At 44.4% G+C, this 22,092-nt stretch carries 17 protein-coding genes and 2 riboswitches; of the genes, 4 read left to right on the top strand and 13 right to left on the bottom strand.

The window, feature by feature from the left end; all coding sequences use genetic code 11:
- Positions 1 to 46: 46 nt before the first annotated feature.
- The 7 genes from H0Z23_RS04975 to H0Z23_RS04945 all read right to left on the bottom strand — a co-directional run bounded on the left by H0Z23_RS04975 (position 47) and on the right by H0Z23_RS04945 (position 9,168).
- Complete coding sequence (locus H0Z23_RS04975; RefSeq protein WP_296867873.1) at positions 47 to 1,939, bottom strand: OPT family oligopeptide transporter; 1,893 nt, start codon at positions 1,937 to 1,939, stop codon at positions 47 to 49.
- A gap of 272 nt (positions 1,940 to 2,211) precedes the next feature.
- Positions 2,212 to 2,760 carry a YbhB/YbcL family Raf kinase inhibitor-like protein gene (locus H0Z23_RS04970; RefSeq protein WP_296867872.1) on the bottom strand — a complete coding sequence of 183 codons (549 nt, stop codon included), beginning with the start codon at positions 2,758 to 2,760 and terminating at the stop codon, positions 2,212 to 2,214.
- A gap of 64 nt (positions 2,761 to 2,824) precedes the next feature.
- Positions 2,825 to 3,709, bottom strand: a complete 885-nt coding sequence (locus tag H0Z23_RS04965) for a DMT family transporter (RefSeq protein WP_296867871.1) — start codon at positions 3,707 to 3,709, stop codon at positions 2,825 to 2,827.
- A 12-nt stretch (positions 3,710 to 3,721) separates the two neighbouring features.
- Positions 3,722 to 4,693, bottom strand: a complete 972-nt coding sequence (locus tag H0Z23_RS04960) for a hypothetical protein (RefSeq protein WP_296867870.1) — start codon at positions 4,691 to 4,693, stop codon at positions 3,722 to 3,724.
- Positions 4,694 to 4,765: 72 nt separating this feature from the next.
- On the bottom strand, positions 4,766 to 6,208 hold the full coding sequence (cls, locus tag H0Z23_RS04955) for a cardiolipin synthase (RefSeq protein ID WP_296867869.1): 1,443 nt from the start codon (positions 6,206 to 6,208) through the stop codon (positions 4,766 to 4,768).
- 49 nt (positions 6,209 to 6,257) lie between these two features.
- The gene (locus H0Z23_RS04950; protein ID WP_296867868.1) at positions 6,258 to 7,919 is read right to left on the bottom strand and encodes a M20/M25/M40 family metallo-hydrolase; all 1,662 of its coding nucleotides are present in this window, start codon (positions 7,917 to 7,919) and stop codon (positions 6,258 to 6,260) included.
- Positions 7,920 to 7,938: 19 nt separating this feature from the next.
- Positions 7,939 to 9,168: a PLP-dependent aminotransferase family protein gene (locus H0Z23_RS04945; protein ID WP_296867867.1), complete on the bottom strand. Its 1,230-nt coding sequence runs from the start codon at positions 9,166 to 9,168 to the stop codon at positions 7,939 to 7,941.
- A 121-nt stretch (positions 9,169 to 9,289) separates the two neighbouring features.
- Here H0Z23_RS04945 and H0Z23_RS04940 point away from each other — a divergent pair, with 121 nt between their 5' ends.
- Positions 9,290 to 10,435 (top strand): aminotransferase, encoded by a 1,146-nt coding sequence (locus H0Z23_RS04940; protein WP_296867866.1) that lies wholly within the window; start codon positions 9,290 to 9,292, stop codon positions 10,433 to 10,435.
- Here H0Z23_RS04940 and dapF (H0Z23_RS04935) read toward each other — a convergent pair.
- Genes dapF (H0Z23_RS04935) through H0Z23_RS04925 form a run of 3 tightly spaced genes read right to left on the bottom strand, consistent with a single transcriptional unit; the run spans position 10,428 to position 13,081 of the window.
- Complete coding sequence (dapF, locus tag H0Z23_RS04935) at positions 10,428 to 11,249, bottom strand: diaminopimelate epimerase (RefSeq protein WP_296867865.1); 822 nt, start codon at positions 11,247 to 11,249, stop codon at positions 10,428 to 10,430. The two genes, H0Z23_RS04940 and dapF (H0Z23_RS04935), sit on opposite strands and share 8 nt — an antisense overlap.
- A 15-nt stretch (positions 11,250 to 11,264) precedes the next feature.
- On the bottom strand, positions 11,265 to 12,110 hold the full coding sequence (gene dapF, locus H0Z23_RS04930) for a diaminopimelate epimerase (protein ID WP_296867864.1): 846 nt from the start codon (positions 12,108 to 12,110) through the stop codon (positions 11,265 to 11,267).
- Between the two features lie 29 nt (positions 12,111 to 12,139).
- Entirely contained in the window at positions 12,140 to 13,081 is a 942-nt protein-coding gene (locus H0Z23_RS04925) for a hypothetical protein (RefSeq protein WP_296867863.1), read from the bottom strand.
- Positions 13,082 to 13,446: 365 nt separating this feature from the next.
- Between H0Z23_RS04925 and H0Z23_RS04920 the strand changes: the two genes are divergently transcribed.
- Positions 13,447 to 15,135 (top strand): FAD-dependent oxidoreductase, encoded by a 1,689-nt coding sequence (locus H0Z23_RS04920; RefSeq protein WP_296867862.1) that lies wholly within the window; start codon positions 13,447 to 13,449, stop codon positions 15,133 to 15,135.
- An 80-nt stretch (positions 15,136 to 15,215) separates the two neighbouring features.
- Here the strand turns inward: H0Z23_RS04920 and H0Z23_RS04915 are convergent, their stop codons facing one another.
- A complete protein-coding gene (locus H0Z23_RS04915; RefSeq protein ID WP_296867861.1) occupies positions 15,216 to 16,163 on the bottom strand; it encodes an L-threonine 3-dehydrogenase in 948 nt (315 codons plus the stop codon).
- Between the two features lie 196 nt (positions 16,164 to 16,359).
- Between H0Z23_RS04915 and H0Z23_RS04910 the strand changes: the two genes are divergently transcribed.
- Entirely contained in the window at positions 16,360 to 17,946 is a 1,587-nt protein-coding gene (locus H0Z23_RS04910) for a DEAD/DEAH box helicase (protein WP_296867860.1), read from the top strand.
- A 41-nt stretch (positions 17,947 to 17,987) separates the two neighbouring features.
- Here the strand turns inward: H0Z23_RS04910 and H0Z23_RS04905 are convergent, their stop codons facing one another.
- Positions 17,988 to 18,893, bottom strand: a complete 906-nt coding sequence (locus H0Z23_RS04905) for a C45 family autoproteolytic acyltransferase/hydolase (RefSeq protein WP_296867859.1) — start codon at positions 18,891 to 18,893, stop codon at positions 17,988 to 17,990.
- A 103-nt stretch (positions 18,894 to 18,996) separates the two neighbouring features.
- A riboswitch (cyclic di-GMP riboswitch) is annotated at positions 18,997 to 19,082 on the bottom strand.
- A 101-nt stretch (positions 19,083 to 19,183) separates the two neighbouring features.
- Positions 19,184 to 19,268: riboswitch (cyclic di-GMP riboswitch) on the bottom strand.
- A 175-nt stretch (positions 19,269 to 19,443) separates the two neighbouring features.
- On the opposite strand from H0Z23_RS04905, the gene H0Z23_RS04900 reads away from it, so the two are divergent.
- Positions 19,444 to 21,255, top strand: coding sequence for a hypothetical protein (locus H0Z23_RS04900; protein ID WP_296867858.1), 1,812 nt, complete (start codon positions 19,444 to 19,446; stop codon positions 21,253 to 21,255).
- 465 nt (positions 21,256 to 21,720) lie between these two features.
- Here H0Z23_RS04900 and H0Z23_RS04895 read toward each other — a convergent pair.
- Positions 21,721 to 22,092 (bottom strand): hypothetical protein (locus H0Z23_RS04895; protein ID WP_296867857.1); only part of this gene is annotated, 372 nt, incomplete at its 5' end.

Below are 22,092 nucleotides of genomic sequence, written 5' to 3'. Positions count from 1 at the left end.
GTTCTCGTTTTGTATTGGTATCAAATTCAAATAGTCGTTCAATTGACTAATTTCCTTTGACATTCTTAATACCTGTTTTAAATAGCCAAGCTATTATGCCCAAGATGAGCAACATTCCTAGCATATTGCTGCTGAAGCCTATGGAAGGTGTCTTGCCGACGACGATCAAGGCGGCAAATATGATGCCCATCAGGGCTTCTCCTGCTATGAGGCCTGCTGCTGCCAGGACACCTGGGTCGGTAGGCTTGTCCTCCGATCCATTACCTCTAGCCTTATTGACGGCGTATTTGACTAAACCTCCTATAAAAATGGGAACGCCTAGGCTTAGAGGAAGATAGATGCCAACGGCCACAGGCATAACAGGAGTTCTTAGTTTTGCCTTTTTAGCTGCGAGTATTTCGTCAATGATTATGAGGATGACGGCTATGCCAGCCCCGAAGAAGACCATCTTCCATTCCAGGGAACCTTTGAAGACCCCCTCAGTCACCTTGGCCATAAGGAAGGCCTGTGGAGCGGCCAGCGCACCTTCTTTGGCAGTTGCTGTTCCAGCTATACCGTAAGCTTGGATCAGAAGATTCAAAACAGGAGCCATTACTAGGGCAGCGCAGAAAGTACCTACGATTTCAAAGACCTGCTGTTTTTTCGGTGTTGCTCCTACCAGGTATCCTGTGGCCAAATCCTGCATGGTGTCACCTGCTATCGCAGCAGCTGAGCATATCACAGCTGCGACCAGGATCGTAGCTTCCATTCCTTCATTTCCGCTAAAGCCAATTGCCTTAAGCAGCAAGGCAGTGAAAAGAAGGCTCATGATGGTTATACCTGAAACCGGGTTGTTGGAGGAGCCCACGACTCCCGCCAAATAGCCTGCAATAGCGCTTCCGAAGAATCCCACTATAAGCATTATGACTGCCAGCGCAGCAGCTACACCCATGGAACCTATAACGTGTGTGTACAGGAAAAAGAGAGGAATGATAAAAGCTGCTATTAGAATTAAAACGATGTTCATAGACATATCTTCTTCTGTCCTAAGAACAGCATGCCCTTTTTGCCTGTGCTTTGCTGCGTCTAACCCTGCTTTTATACCTCTGGATATGGGGTTTCTGAGTTTGAGAAGGCTGAAAAGGCCACCTACAACCATAGCTCCAACGCCCATGTAGCGTATTTTTGTGCTCCAGATTGTCCAGGCCAAATCCAAGGCGCTTAGCCCGTCGGGATTACCCGTTTTGGCTACATAAAGAGGTATAGCTATGAACCAGGCTATGGCTCCACCGAGAAACACGAGAAAGCCAATATTGAGGCCTACTATGTATCCTACACTTACTAAAGCTACAGACAAATCGCTTCCAATGTAGAAGACCTTGGCTCCAACCATTTTGGCTACTTCTATTGTGCCGGACCATAGTCCAGAGCTTCCTAAGAATTTGAAAAGGCCACCAAATATCCCACCGTAGAATATAGGCTTTGCATGACTTCCGCCTTTGTCACCAGCTATAAGCACCTCAGCACATGCTGTCCCCTCAGGGTAGGGAAGTTTTTCCTCTGATATGAATGCCCTTCTTAGAGCAATGGTGAACAGGACCCCTAAGGAACCTCCAAGGGCTGAAATAATAGTGACAAGCCAATAAGGGAATTGGGTATATTTGCCCATGACTATCAGCGCTGGGAATGTAAATATAACGCCTGCAGCAAGGGACTCTCCCGCAGATGCTGCTGTTTGAACCATATTATTTTCAAGGATATTCTTATCCTTGAAAGCCATTAAAACTGCCATGGATATGACAGCTGCTGGAATGCTTGCAGAAACAGTCATTCCAGCATACATTCCAAGATATGCGTTAGCTGCACCCATTATTGCCGCTAAGAGAATACCGATAACAAAAGCCTTTACTGTGTATTCAGGCAGTGATTTCTCTGCAGGTATATAAGACTTCATATCCATTTAATAATCCTCCTTTTGCATTCATTAACGTAACAAAATGGCGCATAAAAAGATAAATGTATGCTTAATTACACCCCCTTTTCTGATGTTCGTAAAATATTTTTCTAATATTGTTCGGGTGCATTCTAATATACCGATGATATTTTTTCAAGTGGGGCATTATTTTATAATAATCTAAAGTGGTTGACTGCTGAAGTAAGGGTGTTCTTGAAAGTTCGGAGGGTTTCTGCGAAAGAGTCGGCAGGGCAAAAGCCCTGCCGACGAGAGTTTTGTTATCTTTTGTAGATTCCCATATACTCAGTTTTTTCTATGATGTGGTCCTTCATAGCTTTTTCTAAGGATAAGCGGGTGGAGCCTTTTTTGAGGTTGAGGCTCTGAACATCAAGGGCGTACAGTTTAAAGAAATATCGGTGTGGCCCGTGTCCCCTAGGGGGGCAGGGGCCTCCATAACCTATCCGCCCAAAATCGTTTCTACCTGGGATTCCCTCTTTTGTGCTCTCTTCCAAATAAGTTTTATCCCCTGGTATGTCCCACAGTAGCCAATGGGTAAACGTGCCGGAGGGTGCGTCTGGGTCGTCAACTATGAGGGCAAAACTCTTGGTGCCGGCTGGAGGGTTTTCCCACGAAAGGGGTGGAGAGATGTTTTGGCCCTCACAGGTGTATTTTCGAGGTATTTCACTGCCTTGCTCGAAAGCAGTTGTCATCATTTTAAAGGTCATAATATTGCCTCCTTTCTCTGCTGCCCATATTGGTTGCCAAAAGGCACCTATTGCCATGACAGCCAGCATAAGCGACACTTTCAAAACGTCGCTGGACTTCATTTTTCTCCTTCACCTCCTTTATTAAGATTTCATAGTTTGGTTGATCTGCAAGTAGGTAGGGAAGTTAAGAATTTTCTCCTCTGGCGGCTATGATTATTCCAGTAAGAATAGCTGTACCTCCTATGATTTTCGCTATGGTCAAGCTCTCGTGAAATAAAAGCCAAGCCAGAAAGGTAGCGCCAAGTGGCTCACCCAGAAGTGCTACTGCTACAAGCCCAGCACTCACGTGCTTTAATGCCCAATTGTAACTGCTGTGTCCTATAATTTGGGAGACCAAGCCCATTCCAGCAAATGCCCACCAGGTGCGTGTAGAGAATCCTCTAAGAGGGAGGCCCAATATCAAGCTGGTTGATAGCAGTATGGCGAAAGCCGTTCCATAACATATGAAGGTGTAGCTTGGCAAGCCCATCCTCGGGCGGACCACCCGGCCTGCTAGGAAATAAAAGGTTCCAAACCACGCACCAGCGAGAGCAAGCAAATCTCCAATAAGAGCCTTTTTCCCAATGCTGAAGTCTCCTGTTGTAATTATAATCATTCCTATGAAACTTAGACCTATGCCCAACCAAGAGAGCAAAGAGGTCCTGTCTTTTGTCACCAAGGGAGACAAAAGGGCAGTCCAAATAGGGATAGTTTCCACTATGACTACGCTACTTGCCACTGATGTGTAAAACAAGGATGTAATCCATGTGGCAAAGTGCAAGGCTAAAAACAGCCCCGCCAGGAAGACGTATATGAGGTCCTTCTGTTTTATGGACAACAGCTCTTGGCGGTAATAGATCAGTGCAATGGGCGCCATGAAGGCAGCGGCTATACCTGTTCTGTATGTTGATATGATAAGCGATGGAGCCTCAGCATACTTGGCAAAGATGGAACCAGTAGAAATACCTATGATGCCTATGAATAGAACAGATAATATAGTAATCTTTGAGGGGCTTTCATGAAGTGCCATGATTTGCACTCCTTAACGGGTGATACACCTTGCCACTTCATCCACAAATTCGTAAAAAGATTCAGCTTTTTTGTCGTAAGAGCGGAGGGTTTCTATAGTCAACAGCCACAGGTCAGTGGGTGCTGATGGCGCGGCCAATATGTTTGCTAGAGGCTTTAGCCTTCGCGAAAGTTCCTTTGCCTGAGCAACTGTGTCTACACACCAGACCCACCAGGTGAACGTGCTCTGCTGCTGAGTGTCGATGTCAAAACATCCCGGAAGGAATACAAGTCGGTTGTTCAGTAAAAATAAAGCATACCGAGACATGTCTTCGACCAAGTCTTCTATAGTCACATTTTCTGGGTTTTCAAGGTACCTTATAAATATTCTGTCCTTGTTCAGGAGCCCCCACCTATCTGTAGATATGTTATCTCTCCAGTAATATTCGTAGTCGCATTGGTTCAAGCACAGGATATCGGGTACGAATTTACCTATAAGAACACCCCTATCGTTAATCCATTTTTCAAGAGTCAGAAGGTCTTCGCTTTTTGGTTTTCTATCCCTGGGGAACAACTGCTGCATTTCTAGGATTAACGGGTCGTTCATCAAAAGCCACTTTATATTGCCAGCTACGCAAGAGTAAATCCTATCCATTGGAAGGTTTGGGAAAAAAGACAGTTCGGGTTTTATGAATGATTGTTTGTGACCCTTGAAGCCTTTGAAACCTAAATCAAATCGCAGGGCAAGCTCTAAGCGCCTTTCTTCCAGGGAAGCGTTCTCTGGCTCGTCTCCTGGTGTTTCCTCTAACCACAGTTCCTCGGCCCATTGACGGAATTGCTTTTTGCCTTTTTCAGTTAACACGTATCCGTTTCCTTTCGCAGCTATTAGGCCTGAGGATTCTAGGGCATCTAATTCTTTAGGGTCTTCCCCCGCTAACTTAACCAGCTCTTTCGTCCAAAAAGGTCTCTTTTTGTCAAACAAAAGAAGTACTTTTTCTTTTGACATTTAACTGCCTCCTAGGGTTTTCAAGATATCCTTTGTTCTATCATTATATTACAATTGCAATAAAGAATACAATTACAATAAAGGACTAAATAGTTTTGCCACGTTTTGTATGGTCTCCTCATGTAATGGTCTTTTCTCCCATTCGTCAATTGATAATTTCCTTGAAGAAGCTATATATCTTTCCTGAATCCGTCTTATATCTAGTAGAGGCACTTCTCCATAGAGCACAAGATTGATCTCAAAGTTAAGCTCAAAGGATCTTATGTCAAAATTACTTGTCCCAAAGAATGCAAGGTCATTGTCTATGGTCATTGTTTTAGCATGAAGGATACCATCTTTATATAGGTAAATTTCGACGCCCATATTTAGAATTTGTTCGTAGTAAGCTTTTGAGGCGTTTCCTGCCAGAATCTGGTCGGGCTTTTGGGGAACTACGAGTTGTACTTTCGTTCCTCCCAGTACGGCTACCTCCATGGCTTCCATGAGAGCTTCGTCAGGTATAAGATAAGGAGTGGTTATTATTATTCGGTTTTGGGCCTGATGTAGGGCCGCCGCTACAAGTCGCTGATAGTTTTCAGTGGGATAGCAAGGTCCACTTGGTACAGTCTGTATAAGCACGTCTCTAGAGTCCAGTTCCAGTTGTGGTATGGTTTCCTGGAGAAACTCTCCTGTTTCAACGTACCAATCCTCCACGAAAACCCTTTGGATTTGGGCTATTACTGGTCCCTCTATAGCCAAAGTTATGTCGCGCCACGGCAAGCCATTTGCCTTACGCTGGTAGGTAGGTTCAATCAAGTTATGTGACCCTGTATAGGCTTTTACACCATCAATTACTGCAATTTTGCGGTGATTCCTTAAGTCGAACCTAGCATTGGTTTTAAACCTTCTGAATAAAGAAGGGGGTAGAGCTTCAACCACTGTTACCCCTGCTTTTCTTAATTGTGGAGCTGCCTTTTTTAGGAATCGTTTCGAGCCTATCGCATCGGCAAGTACCCGGCAGGCAACTCCCCTTTTGGCTGCCCTCTCAAGAGCCTGCAGCACGCAGGATGTCGCTTTGTCCTCGTTTATGATGAAATATAAAAGGTGCACGTGGTCTTTGGCTCTGTCTATGTCAGATGCTAAATTTCGAAATAATTCATATGTGTCAGTAATAGCCTCTATTTTATTTCCACCCATTACTGGCATATCCGCAAGGCTTTGTCCTAGCCTTGCGAACTTTTCCAGCTTTTCGGGGATTTGAGGCATGGTGTATTCACGGATCATGTCTATGGTTTTGTCTTCTTCTAACAGTTTGGCAATGGATTTTTCGTGTCTTTGCGTTCGTTTTTGAGGCAGTTTTCGGCTGCTAAACATCAAGTAAAAAAGGAACCCTGGTATCGGCCAGATGAAAATAACAAGAAGCCATGCCATAGCCGTAACAGGGGGATGCCATTTAGGCACACTTATCAGCATGGCTATCCTTATGCCGAAGGAAAGGGCGTTATGGAGTAAAACCAACAAGAGTTTTAAGCTCAAAGGCATCTCTCCCCCATGTTTATTATAATTTAGTCATAAAAAGAATTTCCTAGTTAGTAGATGCTAATTCTGCAATCGTGCGTATGGCACCTTTTAGTAGATCTGGGTAGGTCTCTAAAAAATAGGGAATATTGATTCTTTCTGTGTTTTTGTGAGCGTCTTTCCCGTAAGGCCCAAAGCTCAAAATGGGAATATCCAGTTTCAATAAGTCTTCACCAGGAAAGTTATAAAGTTCTTCCCAGCCAGGTAAGTTGACCTTTACGGCTTCTATATCTTCGGCACGTCCTTCGAAACCACAATAGCTGAGGTCTGAAACTCCTTCAAACATCTTTCTTATATGCAAATTAACGCCAAAATGGTCCTTGGCTTGTCTAGCTATGGTTTGAGCAGTTTTCTGCATAAGCTTTTCTCCATCATTGCGACACAGGTTTGTCCTGTGGGGGTACCATGGAGGCAGTATACCCACAACGGAGTAGGGAGGCTGTATTTCACACGCACCGGTTAAGGCCTCTACTATTGCAAAGGCTTTCTCTCGTTCATCAAAGTTGGGAGGGCAGGAGTTAAGGGCATTTTTGATGAGGCGCGTCATCTCCTGGGAGCCAAACTTGACTTTTGCCATGGATACAATTTCTCCATACGTGAAGGCCTTGGGTTCCCATTTCTTTATTGTTCCGCCGGAGCCATTTCTTTCCAGATACTCTTTGGCAAATTTCTCATATTGGCTTATGGCCCTGTATTGGGCTTCCAGAGAAAGGTTTTTTATCTCTTCTATAATTTGTCTTGGCATTTTGGATGCTGTAAGGTAGCTGTAGAAAGTTATGGCTTTCGTCATAATTGTTGCCGAATACTCCCGTCTTAAATCTAGCTGGCGCATGCACCCGTATGGAGGATATGCCGTACCTTCTAGTTCGTCAGCAAATTCTGGATTTCCATCAAGGAGTATATTTAGCTGAGACACCATGGATGCAGCTGTAAGCCCTTCATAGTATTCCCCTACGTGGGTTTCTTTTCCCACAAAATAAAAGAATGGATTTATTTTGCCTATGCTTCCTAGATAAACAGAAGGCCCACCTTCGATTCCTTCTGCGAAAGTTGGCTCAAGATCTATGCAACCTACGAACTTTAATCCTTTATCCTGAAGATCTGCAAGAAGAGAGACAGCTCTTAGCATTCCGCCTGAGTTATTTTCCTCGTCACAGACAAATAGGCCCGCCAGATTGACTTTTGGATTAAAATGACCGCTTGCTGCCTCGCATAATATAGCTGCACCTGCAGCAATGCCTCCTTTCATGTCGGCAACGCCTCTGCCAAAAAGCCAGTTGCCAGACTCCAGGTCCTCTCTTGCATCTGGCGGCAGGTTTGTTTTTGCTATTTGTCTAGTATATTCTTCTGCTTCAAACGCTAAATCTTTCAGAGGGCCGCAGGCACTAGTATCAACTACATCCATGTGTCCCATCAGGATGAGGGTTTCTTCTACTTCGGGTTTGGCCCTTACGATGGCAAAAAGGATGTGCCTGCCAAAGGGATCCTTTTCCATCGGGACCAATAGTAGATCCTGCGGGTTTTCTTTGAAATAAGGCGTCTCTTGCAGCGTTTCTCTCAGGAGGTTGGCTATTTTGTTTTCCTCTGCTTTGGACGGAGAGACGCTGGGGATACGGACCAAATCCAGCAAAAACTGATAAAGCTTTTTCTTGTCAGTGCTAACTCTCATGATGAGCCTCCCTTGTAAGTTACTTCTGTCCATTCAGATATTTCTTAAGAGCCGAACCCAATCGCTTGCAGCCTTCAATGGCCAACTCTGGCGGCGTCTTAGCAAAAGAAAACCGTATGGTGTCCCTTCCTTTGGAAGGATCCGCAAAGAAAATATCTCCTGGGATAAACGCCACCTTTTCTTCGACGATGCAGTATTTAGCAAAGTGGTGCATGTCCTTTATCTGAGGTATGCGGCCCCATATGAAAAAACCTCCTTTAGGTATTTGAAAAGTTAGGCCTAAAGGTTTTACATAGGCATCGAGCCCTTCCACCATAGCGTCTCTATGCTGCTTATAAGTGTGCCTTAGGCTATTCAGATATGAAGGCATGTCTGTTTCGGTTAGGAAGTTGAATAGGGCCTCTTGATGCAATGTTTGGAGGCAAAGAGTGGAGAGCACTCGCAATTTGAGGAGTTGCCCCATTACTTCTTCGGGAGCTATTATCCACCCTGTTCGGAGTCCAGGCGCAACTATCTTGGAGAAGCTCCCAAGGTAGATCACTCTGTCGTCGTCTCCTGCAAGGGCAAGATATGACTTTTCAGGGGGAGCGTCATAATAAAGATGGTGATAAGGGTCGTCTTCTATTATCAAAAAGTCGTGTTCTTTGGCCAATTCTAGGATGGCTTTTTTCTTTGATGTACATGTGGAGTATCCTGTGGGGTTTTGATAGTTAACGATGGTGTAAAAAAAGGATATCTTTTCTCTGGCAAGTAAATTTCTAAAAGCCTCTATATTAGGGCCGTCCTCTTCCAGGGGAACTTCAAGGAATTGTGCTCCTTCCTTGGTGAAGGTCAATAAAGCTTCTGGGTATGTTGGGGATTCAACCAGGATGGTTTGTCCTTCGGTCAGGAAGAGTTCCGTTAAAAAGCTTAATCCTTCCTGAGAGCCGCTAGTAATGAAGATGTGGTCTTCTGTAACCCACGAAGGGAGAAGGCCTTCCTGTGCCATCCATTCCTTTATCCACTTCCGTAGGCTGTACATACCCGTTCTCTCGTTACTGTAAGAAAAGTGAGATACTAAGTTTCCGTTTAGTGCTTTTTCAAAGGCCCTTTTCAGCGCTTCTGAAGGGTAGAGGAGGTCGTAAGGCTCGCCAGCGGTCAGCGATAGAGCATTTTGTTGGGATGCCAGGAGCATCATCTCTCCTATGGTCGATAGGATAAGTCGTTTTTTTGTTTTTTCGTTGAAATGTTTTTCCCATTTTACTGTCATTTGAATGCCTCCTTATAATGCCATGTATCTATTAAATTAAATTAAGCATATTGTCTTGACCACAGACTAAAGACAATGCATACTTTTTTATAAATATTACAGGAAAAAGGCGGTGTTGACTATGAAAATCAAACCTTTCGGTGTTGAAGAGTGGATGAACAAGTATGAAATGGAAGCAGTTTACAATATTGCGGAGACGTGTGTAGATTCCCTAACGGTAAATGAACTCCTTGAGTTGTCAGGAAAGAAAGAAGAAGTACTTGAAGAGATAACGAAGATGCGCGTAACTTATGGCAACATTCACGGTCATCCACATCTTAGGGAATTAATAGCTACTTTGTACAGTTCAGTAAAACCGGAAAACGTTTTAACGACTACTGGAGGAATTTCTGCAAATTTCCTTGCCCTTTTCACCATTGTGGAGCCTGGGGATAAGGTGATCAGCGTGGCTCCTACTTACCAGCAGCTTTACAGCTTGCCAGAAGCTTTAGGGGCAGAGGTCAGCCTGTTACAACTTAGGCCTGAGAACAATTTTTTGCCGAACTTAGAAGAGCTGAAAGAGCTTTCTAAGGATGGTGTAGATCTAATAATACTGAACAATCCCAACAATCCTACTGGTGCTCTAATGGATAAAGGCTTTTTGGAAAAGATAGCAGAGATAGCCAGGCAAAAAGGGGCATGGGTATTGTGCGATGAAGCATACAGGGGGTTGGAACATAAAGAAGAGGATAAGACTCCATCAATGGTGGATGTGTATGAAAAAGCAGTTGCGACAGGAAGCATGTCCAAAGTGTTTTCCTTGGCAGGACTGAGGTTAGGTTGGTTAACGGGCCCCAGCGAGTTCATACGGGAATGTGCGCTACGTAGAGATTATACGACTATAAGCTGCGGGCAAATAGATGAGGCTCTGGCTTTAGTGGCTTTGGAGAATAAGGATAAAATTTTGGCAAGGAATCTTTCTATAGTTAGAGAAAGCGTGGAAATAGTGGACAATTGGGTCAAAAGCGAAGAAAGGATAAGTTGGGTCAAGCCTAAAGCGGGAACTACAGGATTTTTACATTACGATTATGCTAAGCCTTCGGAAGAGTTCTGCATAGAACTTTTTAGAACAAATGGAACATTTCTTGTGCCTGGGAAGTGTTTCGACCGGGAAAACTGGTTGAGGATTGGCTATGCCTACGGCAAAGAGACCCTTCGAAAAGGCCTTGAAGGTCTTTCTTCATATTTAAGAAAGTTGGAGAAAGAGGGAGTAGGAAGGGTTAGTTGATCGTAACGACTCCCTCAAAAGAAAACGCAGCTGGGCCTTCCAGGGACACATTGAGGAGATGATCTTTTGTTTCTTTAAAATGTACAATATTTACGCCGCCTGGGTTTTGCACCTTAACAGGCGGCTTTACCTTTCCTTTAAGCCATGCTGCTATCGCTGATGCAATGGAGCCTGTACCGCAGGAGAGGGTGAAATCACCTACGCCCCTCTCAAAAGTCAAAGTATATAGATGGTCTTTCATAATTTTCACGTAATTTACATTTGTGCTATTGGGGAACCTTACGAGGTCTTGTTGTATAGCAACGGATAAGGAACGTAAGTCTTCTTTGCTTCGCTGGTCAGAGGGCTCCAAAAAAATTACAGTATGGGGGACGCCTACAGTTACATGCCAGTAAGCTATACCTTCTTGATTAATGTTCAAAGGCTCGTTCTGTACGACATCTTTAAGGGAGACGTTCCCCATGGAAATGGATACGCCCCCTGGAGTGACTATGGCTTCAATATTTCCTGCAGGGGTCGCGAAGGTCATGTTTTTAGGAGCAATTTTCTTTTCAAATGCGTAAAGAGCTGCGCATCTTGCGCCATTGCCGCACATCTCGGCTAAAGATCCGTCGCTGTTTACAAGCCTCATGGTAAAGTGAGCATCCTGTGCAGGTTCTATAGATATGAGGCCATCTGCTCCTATAGAAAGCCTTCTTTGGCATAACTTTCTTGCCAGATCTTGTAGGGTCTCTATGGCTATGAGCCTGTCCATATTATTTATTACTATGAAATCATTGCCGTTGCCGTTCATTTTTGAGAACGAAAGGCGCATTTATAAATTCTCCTTTTAAAGGGCTTCGGGGAAAACAGTTCCCTCAGCTACAAGGGCAGTTTTCCCCCTTAGTTTCACGGCCAATAGGTTTTCGTTGCATGTAGGTTCTACAATTATAGTGTTTGTCCCGCCGGGGTTATACACCTCTACAGGGGAATCGCACCAACCATTTATCCATGCGGCGATTGCTGCAGCTACTGAGCCGCTTCCGCATGAAAGGGTAAACTCGTCTACACCTCGTTCGTATGTGTAAACTTCTATAGCATAGTGATCGAGTATTTTGAGAAAGTTTACATTAACTCCATCAGGGAATAGCTCTTTGTTTTTCTGTATAGCCCTGGCAAATGGAGCTAAGCTTTCCATTGGCCGCCAGTCATTTTTTTCCAGAAAAACCACACAATGGGGGGAGCTTTGAGGCCATCCCAGGTGCATGTAGTTTATCGGCAGAGATTCATCCATGTAGTTAAATGTTTTATCTAGCACTATCTTTGATGTGTCCAGTTTTCCCAGTTCCAGGGTGACGAGAGGAGGTTCAACCTGGGCTTTTATAACGCCTCCTTTGGTGTCAAATGTCATCTGTTTTCCTGCGAATTTCTTTTCATATGCAAACCTTGCTGCACACCTAGCAGCGTTGCCGGAAAAGGGGCTTTCTGAGCCATCCCTGTTTAAAAGCTGCATGCTGAAAGAAGAGTGGCTGTTCGTCGGAGCATCCAAGACAATAAGGCCATCAGCCCCTATTGAAAGGCGCCGTCTACATAATTTAATGGCAATTGTTTGTATTTTGCCTTGGGATAGTTTTTCTTCTCTGTTATCTAAGATTATGAAATCGTTGCCGTTGCCCTGCATTTTTGCAAATTTCACTGGGCTCACCTCCACATAAGCTGAGAGCATTATACAAAAACTATTCCAGTCGAGGTTATTTCTACAAAACTATGGCTGAAGATGGCTTTTAACTTGTTTCCTTCAATTATAATTTCCACTGTGGTTTCGTCAGGGCCTCCCAAGACAGGGTCTCCTCCTGTTTCCAGAGTGACCTTTATTGTTTTGCCATTGCTTAAGCCGAGCGTTTGCCCTTCTTCAGTCATGAGCAGGGCCATCGCAAGGGCAATGCTGCCTGTTCCGCATGCAGGTTCTATATAGCCAGTAAGTGCGCTGTGGGGATACACTGCTCTCAGGTGGCCTCCTTTGTCTGTTTTTGTGTCGTAGAGACAAAAATGCAGGTTAGTCGTTCCTGTGGCTTTGTGGTATTCCTTTTGTAGGTTGGCAAGAACGTCTACAGAATATTGGTCCATCTGCTCAAAATCAGCTTTGGGGAAGGCCTTGCGTATCTTTTCAGCATCTGCCACTAGATAATAGCCAGAACGGAAGGCTTGGACTTCTCCAAGTTGGATGGCGTAAATGCCTATAGAGCGTAGAAGTTCTGCAAAGGCACTCATGTTTGTATAAGTAGTTGTATTTTCGCCCTTTCTTGTTATGTCCAGCCTGGTTTTCCCTGATGCGGTTTCAAGGATTACATAAAATTTATTCCATGTTTTTTTTATGCTAAACCTTTCTGCCCAGTCCGTTGTAGCAAGGACCTTTCCGGTGACTTGGGTTAAGCCGCCGCATGCAGGAATGAAGCCTCTGTTGGTTATGTCCACTATTTTAACTTGCAGACTATTGGGGTTACTGGAAGGGAACAATATTCCTGCTTGGTGTCCGTGCAGCCTGAGAGGGCTAAGGATTTCAAGGGCAATTTCGAGCTGTCTTTGTTCATTCTCTGGAAGCTGTCTTCCATCTAACAGTATTATAAGGTTGCCGCCCATATGCCCTTTAATATAGTCTAAATGCATATCTATGTCCTCCTGTCATAGTGATTCTTTTTTATAGTCGAGTCAAGTTTTGGTGCATATCTCTCATTTTACTACTGTAAATGCTATTTTGAACAACTTTTTATATATCAAAAAATAAAAAGCGACAATAGTTACGCCAGACTTACCTGCCGTAAGTTTGCTTTTGGTTTATAAACACCTTAAAAATTAATATAAATACCCCTACTGGTATGGACAAAAACAAAAAAATGACTCAATATAATCTTAAAATACCTATTAAGGTAATACTTTTAAAAGTGATATATACTGCAGGGTAGGGTACATTTCGTATATTTGTGTAAACTTAATAAAGCGTGGAAGATATTAGACTTAAGGAGGGGAACAAGATGAAGATTTTGATAATAGGTGGGGTAGCTTGTGGAGGCAAAACTGCAGCACGCTTGATGAGAGTGGCTCCTGACGCTGAGGTCACAGTATTGGAGAGGGGAGAATACTTAAGTTATGCAGGTTGCGGCTTGCCTTACTATGTGGGAGGAGTCGTTAAAGAGTATAAAGACCTTATGTCAACACCAATTGGCGTAGTAAGGGATGCCAACTTCTTCAGAAAGGTAAAACATGTAGCAGTTCACACTAAACATCAAGCGATGAAGATAGACAGAGCAAACAAGCAAGTAGTAGCTTTGGATCTGGCTTCTGGTGAACAGAAGACCTTTGACTATGACAAGCTTGTAATTGCTACTGGTGCTTCTCCTATAAAACCACCTATTCCTGGTTCAGACTTGCCAAGGGTTTTTACCCTCTGGAACATGCCTGATGCTTTGGCTATGCGCTCCGCTATAGATAGCGGTAACGTGAAAAAAGCTGTCATCATAGGCGGGGGCCTCATAGGCATGGAAGTTGTCGAGGCTTTGGTGAATCAGGGCATAGATGTTTCAGTGGTAGACCTTCTTGAAACACCTCTTCCCGCTATGATGCAGTCTGAATTTGGGTTGTTACTTCAGAAAGTCCTGGAGGAAAAGGGAGTCAAATTCTACGGCGGAGAGAAAGTCGTGGAACTGGTCGGATGTAATTCAGAGCTTACCGCTGTAAGGACTGACAAGAGAGAGATCCCAGCGGATATGGTACTTATGGCTATAGGGGTTCGTCCCAATACGCTATTGGCCAAGGAAGCAGGCCTTGACGTGGGTAGCAGGGGCGGAATCATCGTGGATGAACACATGAGGACTTCCGATCCAGACATATATGCTGGTGGCGACTGTGTAGAGGTGAGCCATATACTTACAGGCAAGAAGGTATGGCAGCCCATGGGATCGGTAGCGAACCGACAGGGAAGAGTAATAGCAGATAACATAGCGGGCTTGAATTCAATTTTCCATGGTGTAGCGGGGACCGCTATTATGAAGGCCTTTGAGTATACTATAGGGAAAACAGGCCTTACGAGGGAACAGGCCATTGAAGAGGGTTTTGATGCGGAAGCCGTTACTATAGTTGATGCGGACACCCCCCACTTCATGCCCGGTTCTGCGCCTATTGTAATTAGAATAGTGGCTGATAAAAAGACCAGAAAGGTGCTGGGAGCTCAAGTATTTGGAAAAGGAAGGGCGGATAAGAGACTGGATATATTAGCTGCAGCGGTGACAGGTGGACTTACCATTGATATGCTAGGCAACCTCGATGTGGCTTATGCTCCACCATATTCTACAGCCCTTGATCCTGTGACCCACGCTGCAAATACCCTGAAGAACAAGATAGATAAACTGATGCGTTCCTATAGCCCAAGTGAGCTAAAAGCAAAATTTGAAAAAGGCGAAAGGCCAGTCCTGTTGGATGTCAGGGCACCTCAGGAGGTTGAGGAACAAGGGACACTTCCGTATGATACTGTAATAAATATTCCTCTGGGAGCTCTTTGGGAAAGAGCTTCAGAACTTCCTAAAGATAAGGAGATAGTTTCTTTCTGTAAGATATCTGTGAGAGGTTGGGATGCTTACGCTATCCTAAAAAGATTGGGCTTTGAAAAGCTTGCGGTCCTTGAAGGAGGAGTCATAGGCTGGCCTTACGAGAAAAAGAAGGTTTAGATCAAAGCTTTAAACCTATATAAACTATATAAAATAATTTAGAAAGCTGGAGGAAAATCCTCCAGCTTTCTCTTATATTTTTATAGTAGTTTCTCCCTTAGGTTTTTTATCATATCTTGGGTCATTTGGGATATATCGTAATCAGGACACCAGCCCCATTCTTCCCTCGCGCAGGTGTCATCTAAGGATTCGGGCCAGGTATCTGCTATGCTTTGCCTTAGAGGGTCCACAGAGTAGGTTATTACGAAGTCCGGTATGTGTTTTCTTATTTCATTTGCCAGTTCCTTAGGAGTAAAGGACATGGCCGTTATATTGAAGGCGTTTCTGTGGATGAGCTTGCTTGGGTCTGCCTCCATCAAGGAGATAGCGGCCTTTACAGCATCAGGCATGTACATCATGTCGAGTCTCGTATCTTCTCTCAGGAAGCATTCATAGCGTTTTTCCTTTATGGCTCCGTAGAAAATATCCACTGCGTAATCTGTTGTGCCTCCTCCAGGTAGGGTTTTATATGAAATTATTCCCGGATACCTAACTCCCCTGGCATCAACCCCCCATTTCATGAAGTAGTAATCGCATAATAGCTCTCCAGCAACCTTAGTTATACCGTATATGGTCTGGGGCCTTTGGATGGTGTCTTGAGGCGTTTTAACCCTGGGTGTGGTTGGGCCAAAGGCAGCTATGGAGCTGGGGACGAAGATGGAGCATTTGGACTCTCGGGCAGCTTCCAGCGCTATTATGAGGCCGTTCATGTTTATATCCCAGGCTTTTTGGGGAGATTTTTCTGCTGTTGCGGAAAGAAGGGCAGGTAGGTGATATATGGTCCCTATGTTGAATTTTTTTATGGTCTCTCTCACGCCTGTTTCATCAAGGCAGTTCAACTGGACAAATGGCCCTTCATTTGCTAGCGGCCCTTTAGGTATTTTGATGTCAGCGCACACTACGTTATCGGCCCCATACCTTTCTCTCAGGGCAGGTATCAGCTCGGAGCCTATTTGTCCCGCCCCACCTGAAACTAGTATTCTTTTCATTTTTTCCCCTCCTAAAACGATTATGTGTTGGAATGCTTCCTCTTCTTTGCCTTATAATCAATTTTCATACGGATTATAGATATTTTGATTTTTTAATGTTAAACCTAATGACGGGTTGGTGCAAGATAAAAGACTATTGGCTGAAAGATGTGTAAAATAAAGTGGCTTAAGGATTACGCTTATATGAGGAGGAACAATGGAAAAGTTTGATTTTTATCCATGGCAAAGGGAAGCATTTGAAAAAATTAAAGAAAAGGATGCCATAGTTGCTGCGCCAACAGGTTCAGGGAAAACATGGGTGGCCTATTTGTGGGCTGGATTGCTGAACCTGCAAGGGCAAACGACTACTCCAGAAGTAGAGAAAGTTATTTTTACTGCACCTATAAAGGCGTTGAGCAATGAGCGATATCTTGACTTACGCAAAATGGGCTTTGATGTGGGGATAGAGACAGGAGACTTCAAAAAAAACGAGGGGGCGCCTGTCCTTTGCTGTACCCAGGAAATATACACGCTCAAGTACGCTGGCAAACCAAACCTTAGGATTGTAATAGATGAGTTTCACTACATTTTCGGGGACCCGGAAAGAGCAAGGGCCTATATAGATGGAGTCAGCAACAGCCACCCAGATTCAAGGATCTTGGTGATGTCCGCCACATTTGGGGGAAGCGCTGAAGTGAAGAAGTATTTAAATAGGGTAACGGGGCGCTCTTTTGAGCTTTACGAAGGCAAAAAGAGGGTAACAGAACTTATTTTTTTGTCTAAGAAGCCTATGACCATAGATAAAGTAAAGGATGCCCTTGTCTTTGTTTTTTCTCAAAAAGGGACGGTGGAATTGGCTTACAGGATAGCAAAGCGCAGGAAACACAAGAGCAAAGCAGAAAAGAGGCGAATATATGAAATAGCAGAGATTTTGGGCGTGGAAAAAGTCCACATGCCTCTTTTGAGAGGGGTGGGTATGTACCATGGCGGGATGCTGCCAAAAGAGAAGCTTTTGGTGGAGGCCGCTTTCAGGGAGAGGCTTCTTGATGTAGTGGTGGGGACCAACGCCCTCTCTTTAGGGGTTAATCTACCTGCAAAGTACGCCATATTTGCTCAGCTTGTTCGGTATCATGATAGGGAGCCTATCAGCAAAAACGAGTTTCTTCAAATGGCTGGCCGTGCTGGGAGGAAGGGGCTTTTTGACAAAGGATTCGTCACTTGGCTTAAGGATTCACCTTTTGAACAGCGCAGCGCCAACACCAAAAATATATTCAGGGCCCTAATGAAGGCTCCTTTAGAAAAAGCATCGGTTGTCCTGATGCCAGATTATGGAAAGCTTTTGAGAAAGCAGCGAACATTAGAGGACGAGGCTAACTTCATTGCGAGATACTCGTTGCCGGTAGTTGACGAGCGTTATGTAATGGATGAGCTCAGAAGAGACCTAAAGACCATTGAGAGGTCCATCAAGGAGTTGGTGTCTCCTGAGGAAAGGGAGAGATTCAGAAAGGTGCTTGCCGATATCTGGTATAGCGAAATGGAGATAGGTGAAAACCTGGAAATGGCACAGCTTTTCATGTGGGACGGCAGGGCTGACGCTTTGACTGCGGCAGAGGTGATAAACCTTTTCGAGAAAAATTATTTGAAAGCTTTGCTCAAAGTCAAAAGGTTTGCCAATCACTTGCCAAAAGGGTATGAGTTTGTGGGAATGGAGTATTTAGACAGGACTGTAGAAGAGTTGGATGGAACAATTTACGGCTTTGAGGACAAAATAAGGGAGATAGAATCATCTTCCTATCTCCCTTGAAAGTAAGCTGGCTTTAATCGTGAATTTGTGTTTGTGTACCGTTATCCATCTACTTTTGCGGCTTTAGCTACATCGGTTCTCCAAAAAGATGGACCTAAAGTGCCAGAAAAGGCTCTGAATGGTTTTCCAGGATTTTTCATTGTTACATAGAGCCTAGGGTTGTCGTTTTTGGGGATGGCGATGATCCATTTTGCTACAGTTTGGGATTTCTTGGGTGTGCTTCCAGTGCGGAAGATGCTGTTGTCAGGGCCAGCATTATGATCGTTGCTGAAAGCCTCGAAGTCTTTCATAGTTAAACTTCCAGCTTTGGCCTGTAGAAGTTGGGTTATTCGTTTGTAACGATTCTTGCTGCTTGTTGGAATTTTACGATTGTACTTTTGCATTTCTGGGGATATGTAGTGATTTGTTTGCGCAATAATACCATCGTCTATTACTCTAACAGTGTTCCGTCCTCCTGGAGCAACCTCTACGACAGCTATCTTTTCGCTATCCGCAATCATGTAGAAAGAAACTTTCTTGAATTGGCTTACATGTGCCAAAACCTCATCTACTGATGCAAAGGACGTAAGAATTTTATGAGAGGAAAGAGCGCTTTTATCTTTTGTGGCTCTCTTGCTTTTAGGTATAACGGATACTGTGGCTGTTACCACAGCAAGACCTTTTTCGTTGACCCCGGCCTTTAAGCCAGAGCCACTTTTCCCCACCGCAAAAAGCCCCACGTATGAGTAACCACTTTCCGGTATGACTTTTCTTAAGTAATGTTTCTGAACTGGTTTCCAGTCTCTGTTCTTTGCGATTATTGTCATGTTTCCTGCAGTTGCTGAGCCTGTTGCCCCCCAGAGGGTGCATGCTTCGGCTGCCCCAGCGATGACAAGCAGGAGAATTAAAACTGTAGAGATGTAGATTTTTGATATTTTGCCCCATTTGTTCCAGAAGAGATATTTCATCCCTTCATCGCCTCCTTGATGAAAAGGCCTTTTGACTTTTTCACCAGGCAGCCTGAAGGGACAAGCATATTTCATGCACTTTACCTATTTGCTTACTGCAACCTTCGGCAGCCTGGCTGTCTTGGCCTTTTAGGCTTTAGACCCTTGGCTTTGCGCCACCGTCTTTCGGCGGTTTTGCCCTTTCGGGTTTCCTTGAAACTTTGCTTTTTTGGGGCTGCTTTTACAATAAGCCCAGAAAAAAGCGCCTTTCGGCTTGAATCCGAAAGGCGCCCATCTTCGTTTCCCGAATCTTCGGCAACCGGCTGTCTTGGCCTTTTAGGCTTTAGACCCTTGGTTTTGCGCCACCGCCTTTCGGCGGTTTTGCCCTTTCGGATTCAGCATTATTTACTACAAACACTAACCCTAGTTTTGTTATAGCACTTATTCGCGTTTTGTCAAGGAGATGCGTTCTGTTTGGCAGAAGCTTTAATGTGACACAGAGAAAAAATAAGGCTATACTTATTGCATGAAAGGCAGTTTGAGTGCTTAGGCGAGTATTGGGGTGGTTGTGGTGAAAAGTATAAGATTAAAAATTCTATTATTACTTGTAGTGTTGATTTTTGCCTTGGTTGGGGCCCTTATGGGGTGCATGAAAAATCCCGTTCTTGCTGATGAGGCAATTTCGTGGAATAGATTACTGTCCTCTGATATGGTGCCTTTATCTTTTGATGAGAAGATTGTAATTGAAAAGGCTTTTTCGTTTTTGGAAGGTCGTAAAAAACCTTTAAGCCAGGTTAACTTCCCAAAAGATGATGTCGAAAGGTTGGTTCTTTTGAGTGTAAGCGATGGCAAAAGTTGTATTACATCTTACGGGAGTGGGGCGGGAGTATTAGGGGCCTTAAAAGATGCAGCCAAGAGGTTGAAAGAAAAGGGTCATAAATTGCCGAATGTGCGTTGGCTCAAGGTGAATATAGCAAAAAATATAGAACTAAGGAGAATGGCTAGTATAAAAAAGCCTTTGCCTATAGAGAAAGGGCTGGATGGATTAGCTTTTCCAGGGAGTGATAATTGTATTTTTGCGCCTGAAGACGTACTTGCCAAGAAAATTATAAATGACAGAGGCTTCTTGCAGCCGCCCTCTTTAGTGTTGTGGGGTGATGTTTCTGCAGAAGACATGGTCAAAACAATGTTGACCACTAGAATGGCAGATTACGTTGCCTTTCAGACAAGAACGGCTTTCTGGGACGGCTCGAAAGTTCAAGAATTGTATAGGGGAAGCCCTTTGTACGTAAATTATGGCAAGATAGAGATAGAAAACGCCGCTAGGCTTGCAGCACATTATCTTGTTAGAGTTACAAGGCCAGATGGAAAGTTTATATATATTTATGATCCAATAAAGAATAGATCCCTTGGTGGGTATAACATGCTAAGACATGCAGGTACTGTATTTGCCATGCTTCAATATTACGAAAATACAAAAGACAAGGATGTGCTTGATGCAGCTAAAAGGGCGATCAAATACATGCTAAGTAAAGTAAAAACTTTCAAAAGAGACGGCAAAGATATGGCCTGCTTAGTGGAGGGTGATTACGTAAAACTTGGGGGAAATGGTTTGGCTATTTTAAGCCTGGCAAAATATGTGGAAATTACTGGAGAAAAAGAATATCTTCCCCTACTTTATAAAATGGGAGAGTGGATATTTTCCGTACAGGATAAATCCGGGCGTTTTGTTGTGCACAAACAGATCTTTCCAGATGGAGAAGTAACTGATTTTCGCTCTGTTTATTATCCTGGGGAGGCAATTTTTGCGTTGGCTGCTATAGGGCAGTTGGATAAACAAGAACCAGAGAAATGGTTTGAAGCTGCTTATAGAGCGGCAAGATACATTATTAAAGTAAGGGACGGTAAGAAAACGGATTTCGAGCTTCCTCATGATCATTGGCTACTGTACGGATTAGATGAAATCTGCAGGAGCGGAGGCTATGACAAAGATGGCCTCTTGTTAAAGCATTCCATTAGGCTAGCAAAGGCGATAGATTATGTCCAACATAAGAATTCATATTTCCCCGATTGGATAGGGGGATTCGGAGAGAATCCCAGGTCTGCTCCGGCAGCTACTCGCATGGAGGGGCTTGGGGCAGCCTATAGGATGGCTAAAAGGGCAGGAATGGAAACGGAAGCTGAAAATATATTGAACACGTTGAAACTGGGGGGAGGTTTTTTGCTGCGGATTCAGATAGGACCTTCATGGGCAATGCATTTAAAGAAACCTTATATAGCGATTGGAGGGGTGAGAAAAAGCCTTACTGATTTTGACGTTAGGATAGATTATGTCCAACACAGCCTTTCTGCTCTTTTGGCTCTGCAAGAAATATTGAGGTAATCACGTTCTAGGTTTTTAGTTGCTAACAAAGGACCTTTGTGTTATAGTAAATAGGTAACAGAAGAAGGTCATATTTGTCGCAAGGGTGCGACAGATAGAGGCTAAGCAAAAGTGGTAAAAAGGTACCTATTTGCCGTATACCTTCCTTATCGCGATTGCAGTGAGAGAGAGGCGAGAGAGATGAGACCAAGGCGAGTTAGTATATCCGGAGGTAAGTTAAAGAGGATAGCGATATTTGCTGTGTTGTTTTACGTAGCTGTCACCAGGCTTGTGACGCCTAGCTATTTGGCATATGCATTTAGGGAAGTGAAGCCGGTGAATGCTCCTACCACAGCTTCAGAAGTTCTTGAAGTGCCGCAGATCTATGATGAACAGGGGCAGTTAATACAATGCGACTGGGATTTAGTGACGCCAGAAGAAGCAGAAAAAAATCTCGACTTTTTAATGAGGCTAGGAGTTTGTGGTTTAGCTGTACTTGAAGGCGACGATGACGACGACGATGAAGAAGAAGTTTTCCCAGGCGACGACGATGACGACGATGATGATGATGACGACGACGATGATGATGATGATGACGATGATGACGACGATGATGATGACGACGGTTGTGGCGGACACCACGGCGGCGGGCACCACGGTGGCGGACACCACGGCGGTGGGCACCACGGTGGCGGACACCACGGCGGTGGGCACCACGGCGGTGGAGGCCACGACGGACACGGCGGCGGAGGCCATGACGGCCACGGCGGCGGAGGCCATGACGGCCACGGTGGCGGAGGCCACGACGGTCACGGCGGCGGAGGCCACGACGGCCACGGCGGCGGAGGCCATGACGGA

Origin of the sequence: Thermovirga sp. (assembly GCF_017656375.1) — a bacterium.
Classification (GTDB): Bacteria; Synergistota; Synergistia; order Synergistales; family Thermovirgaceae; genus Thermovirga.
Note: the sequence above shows the minus strand (reverse complement) of the source record. Positions and strands in the feature narration are given on the sequence as shown.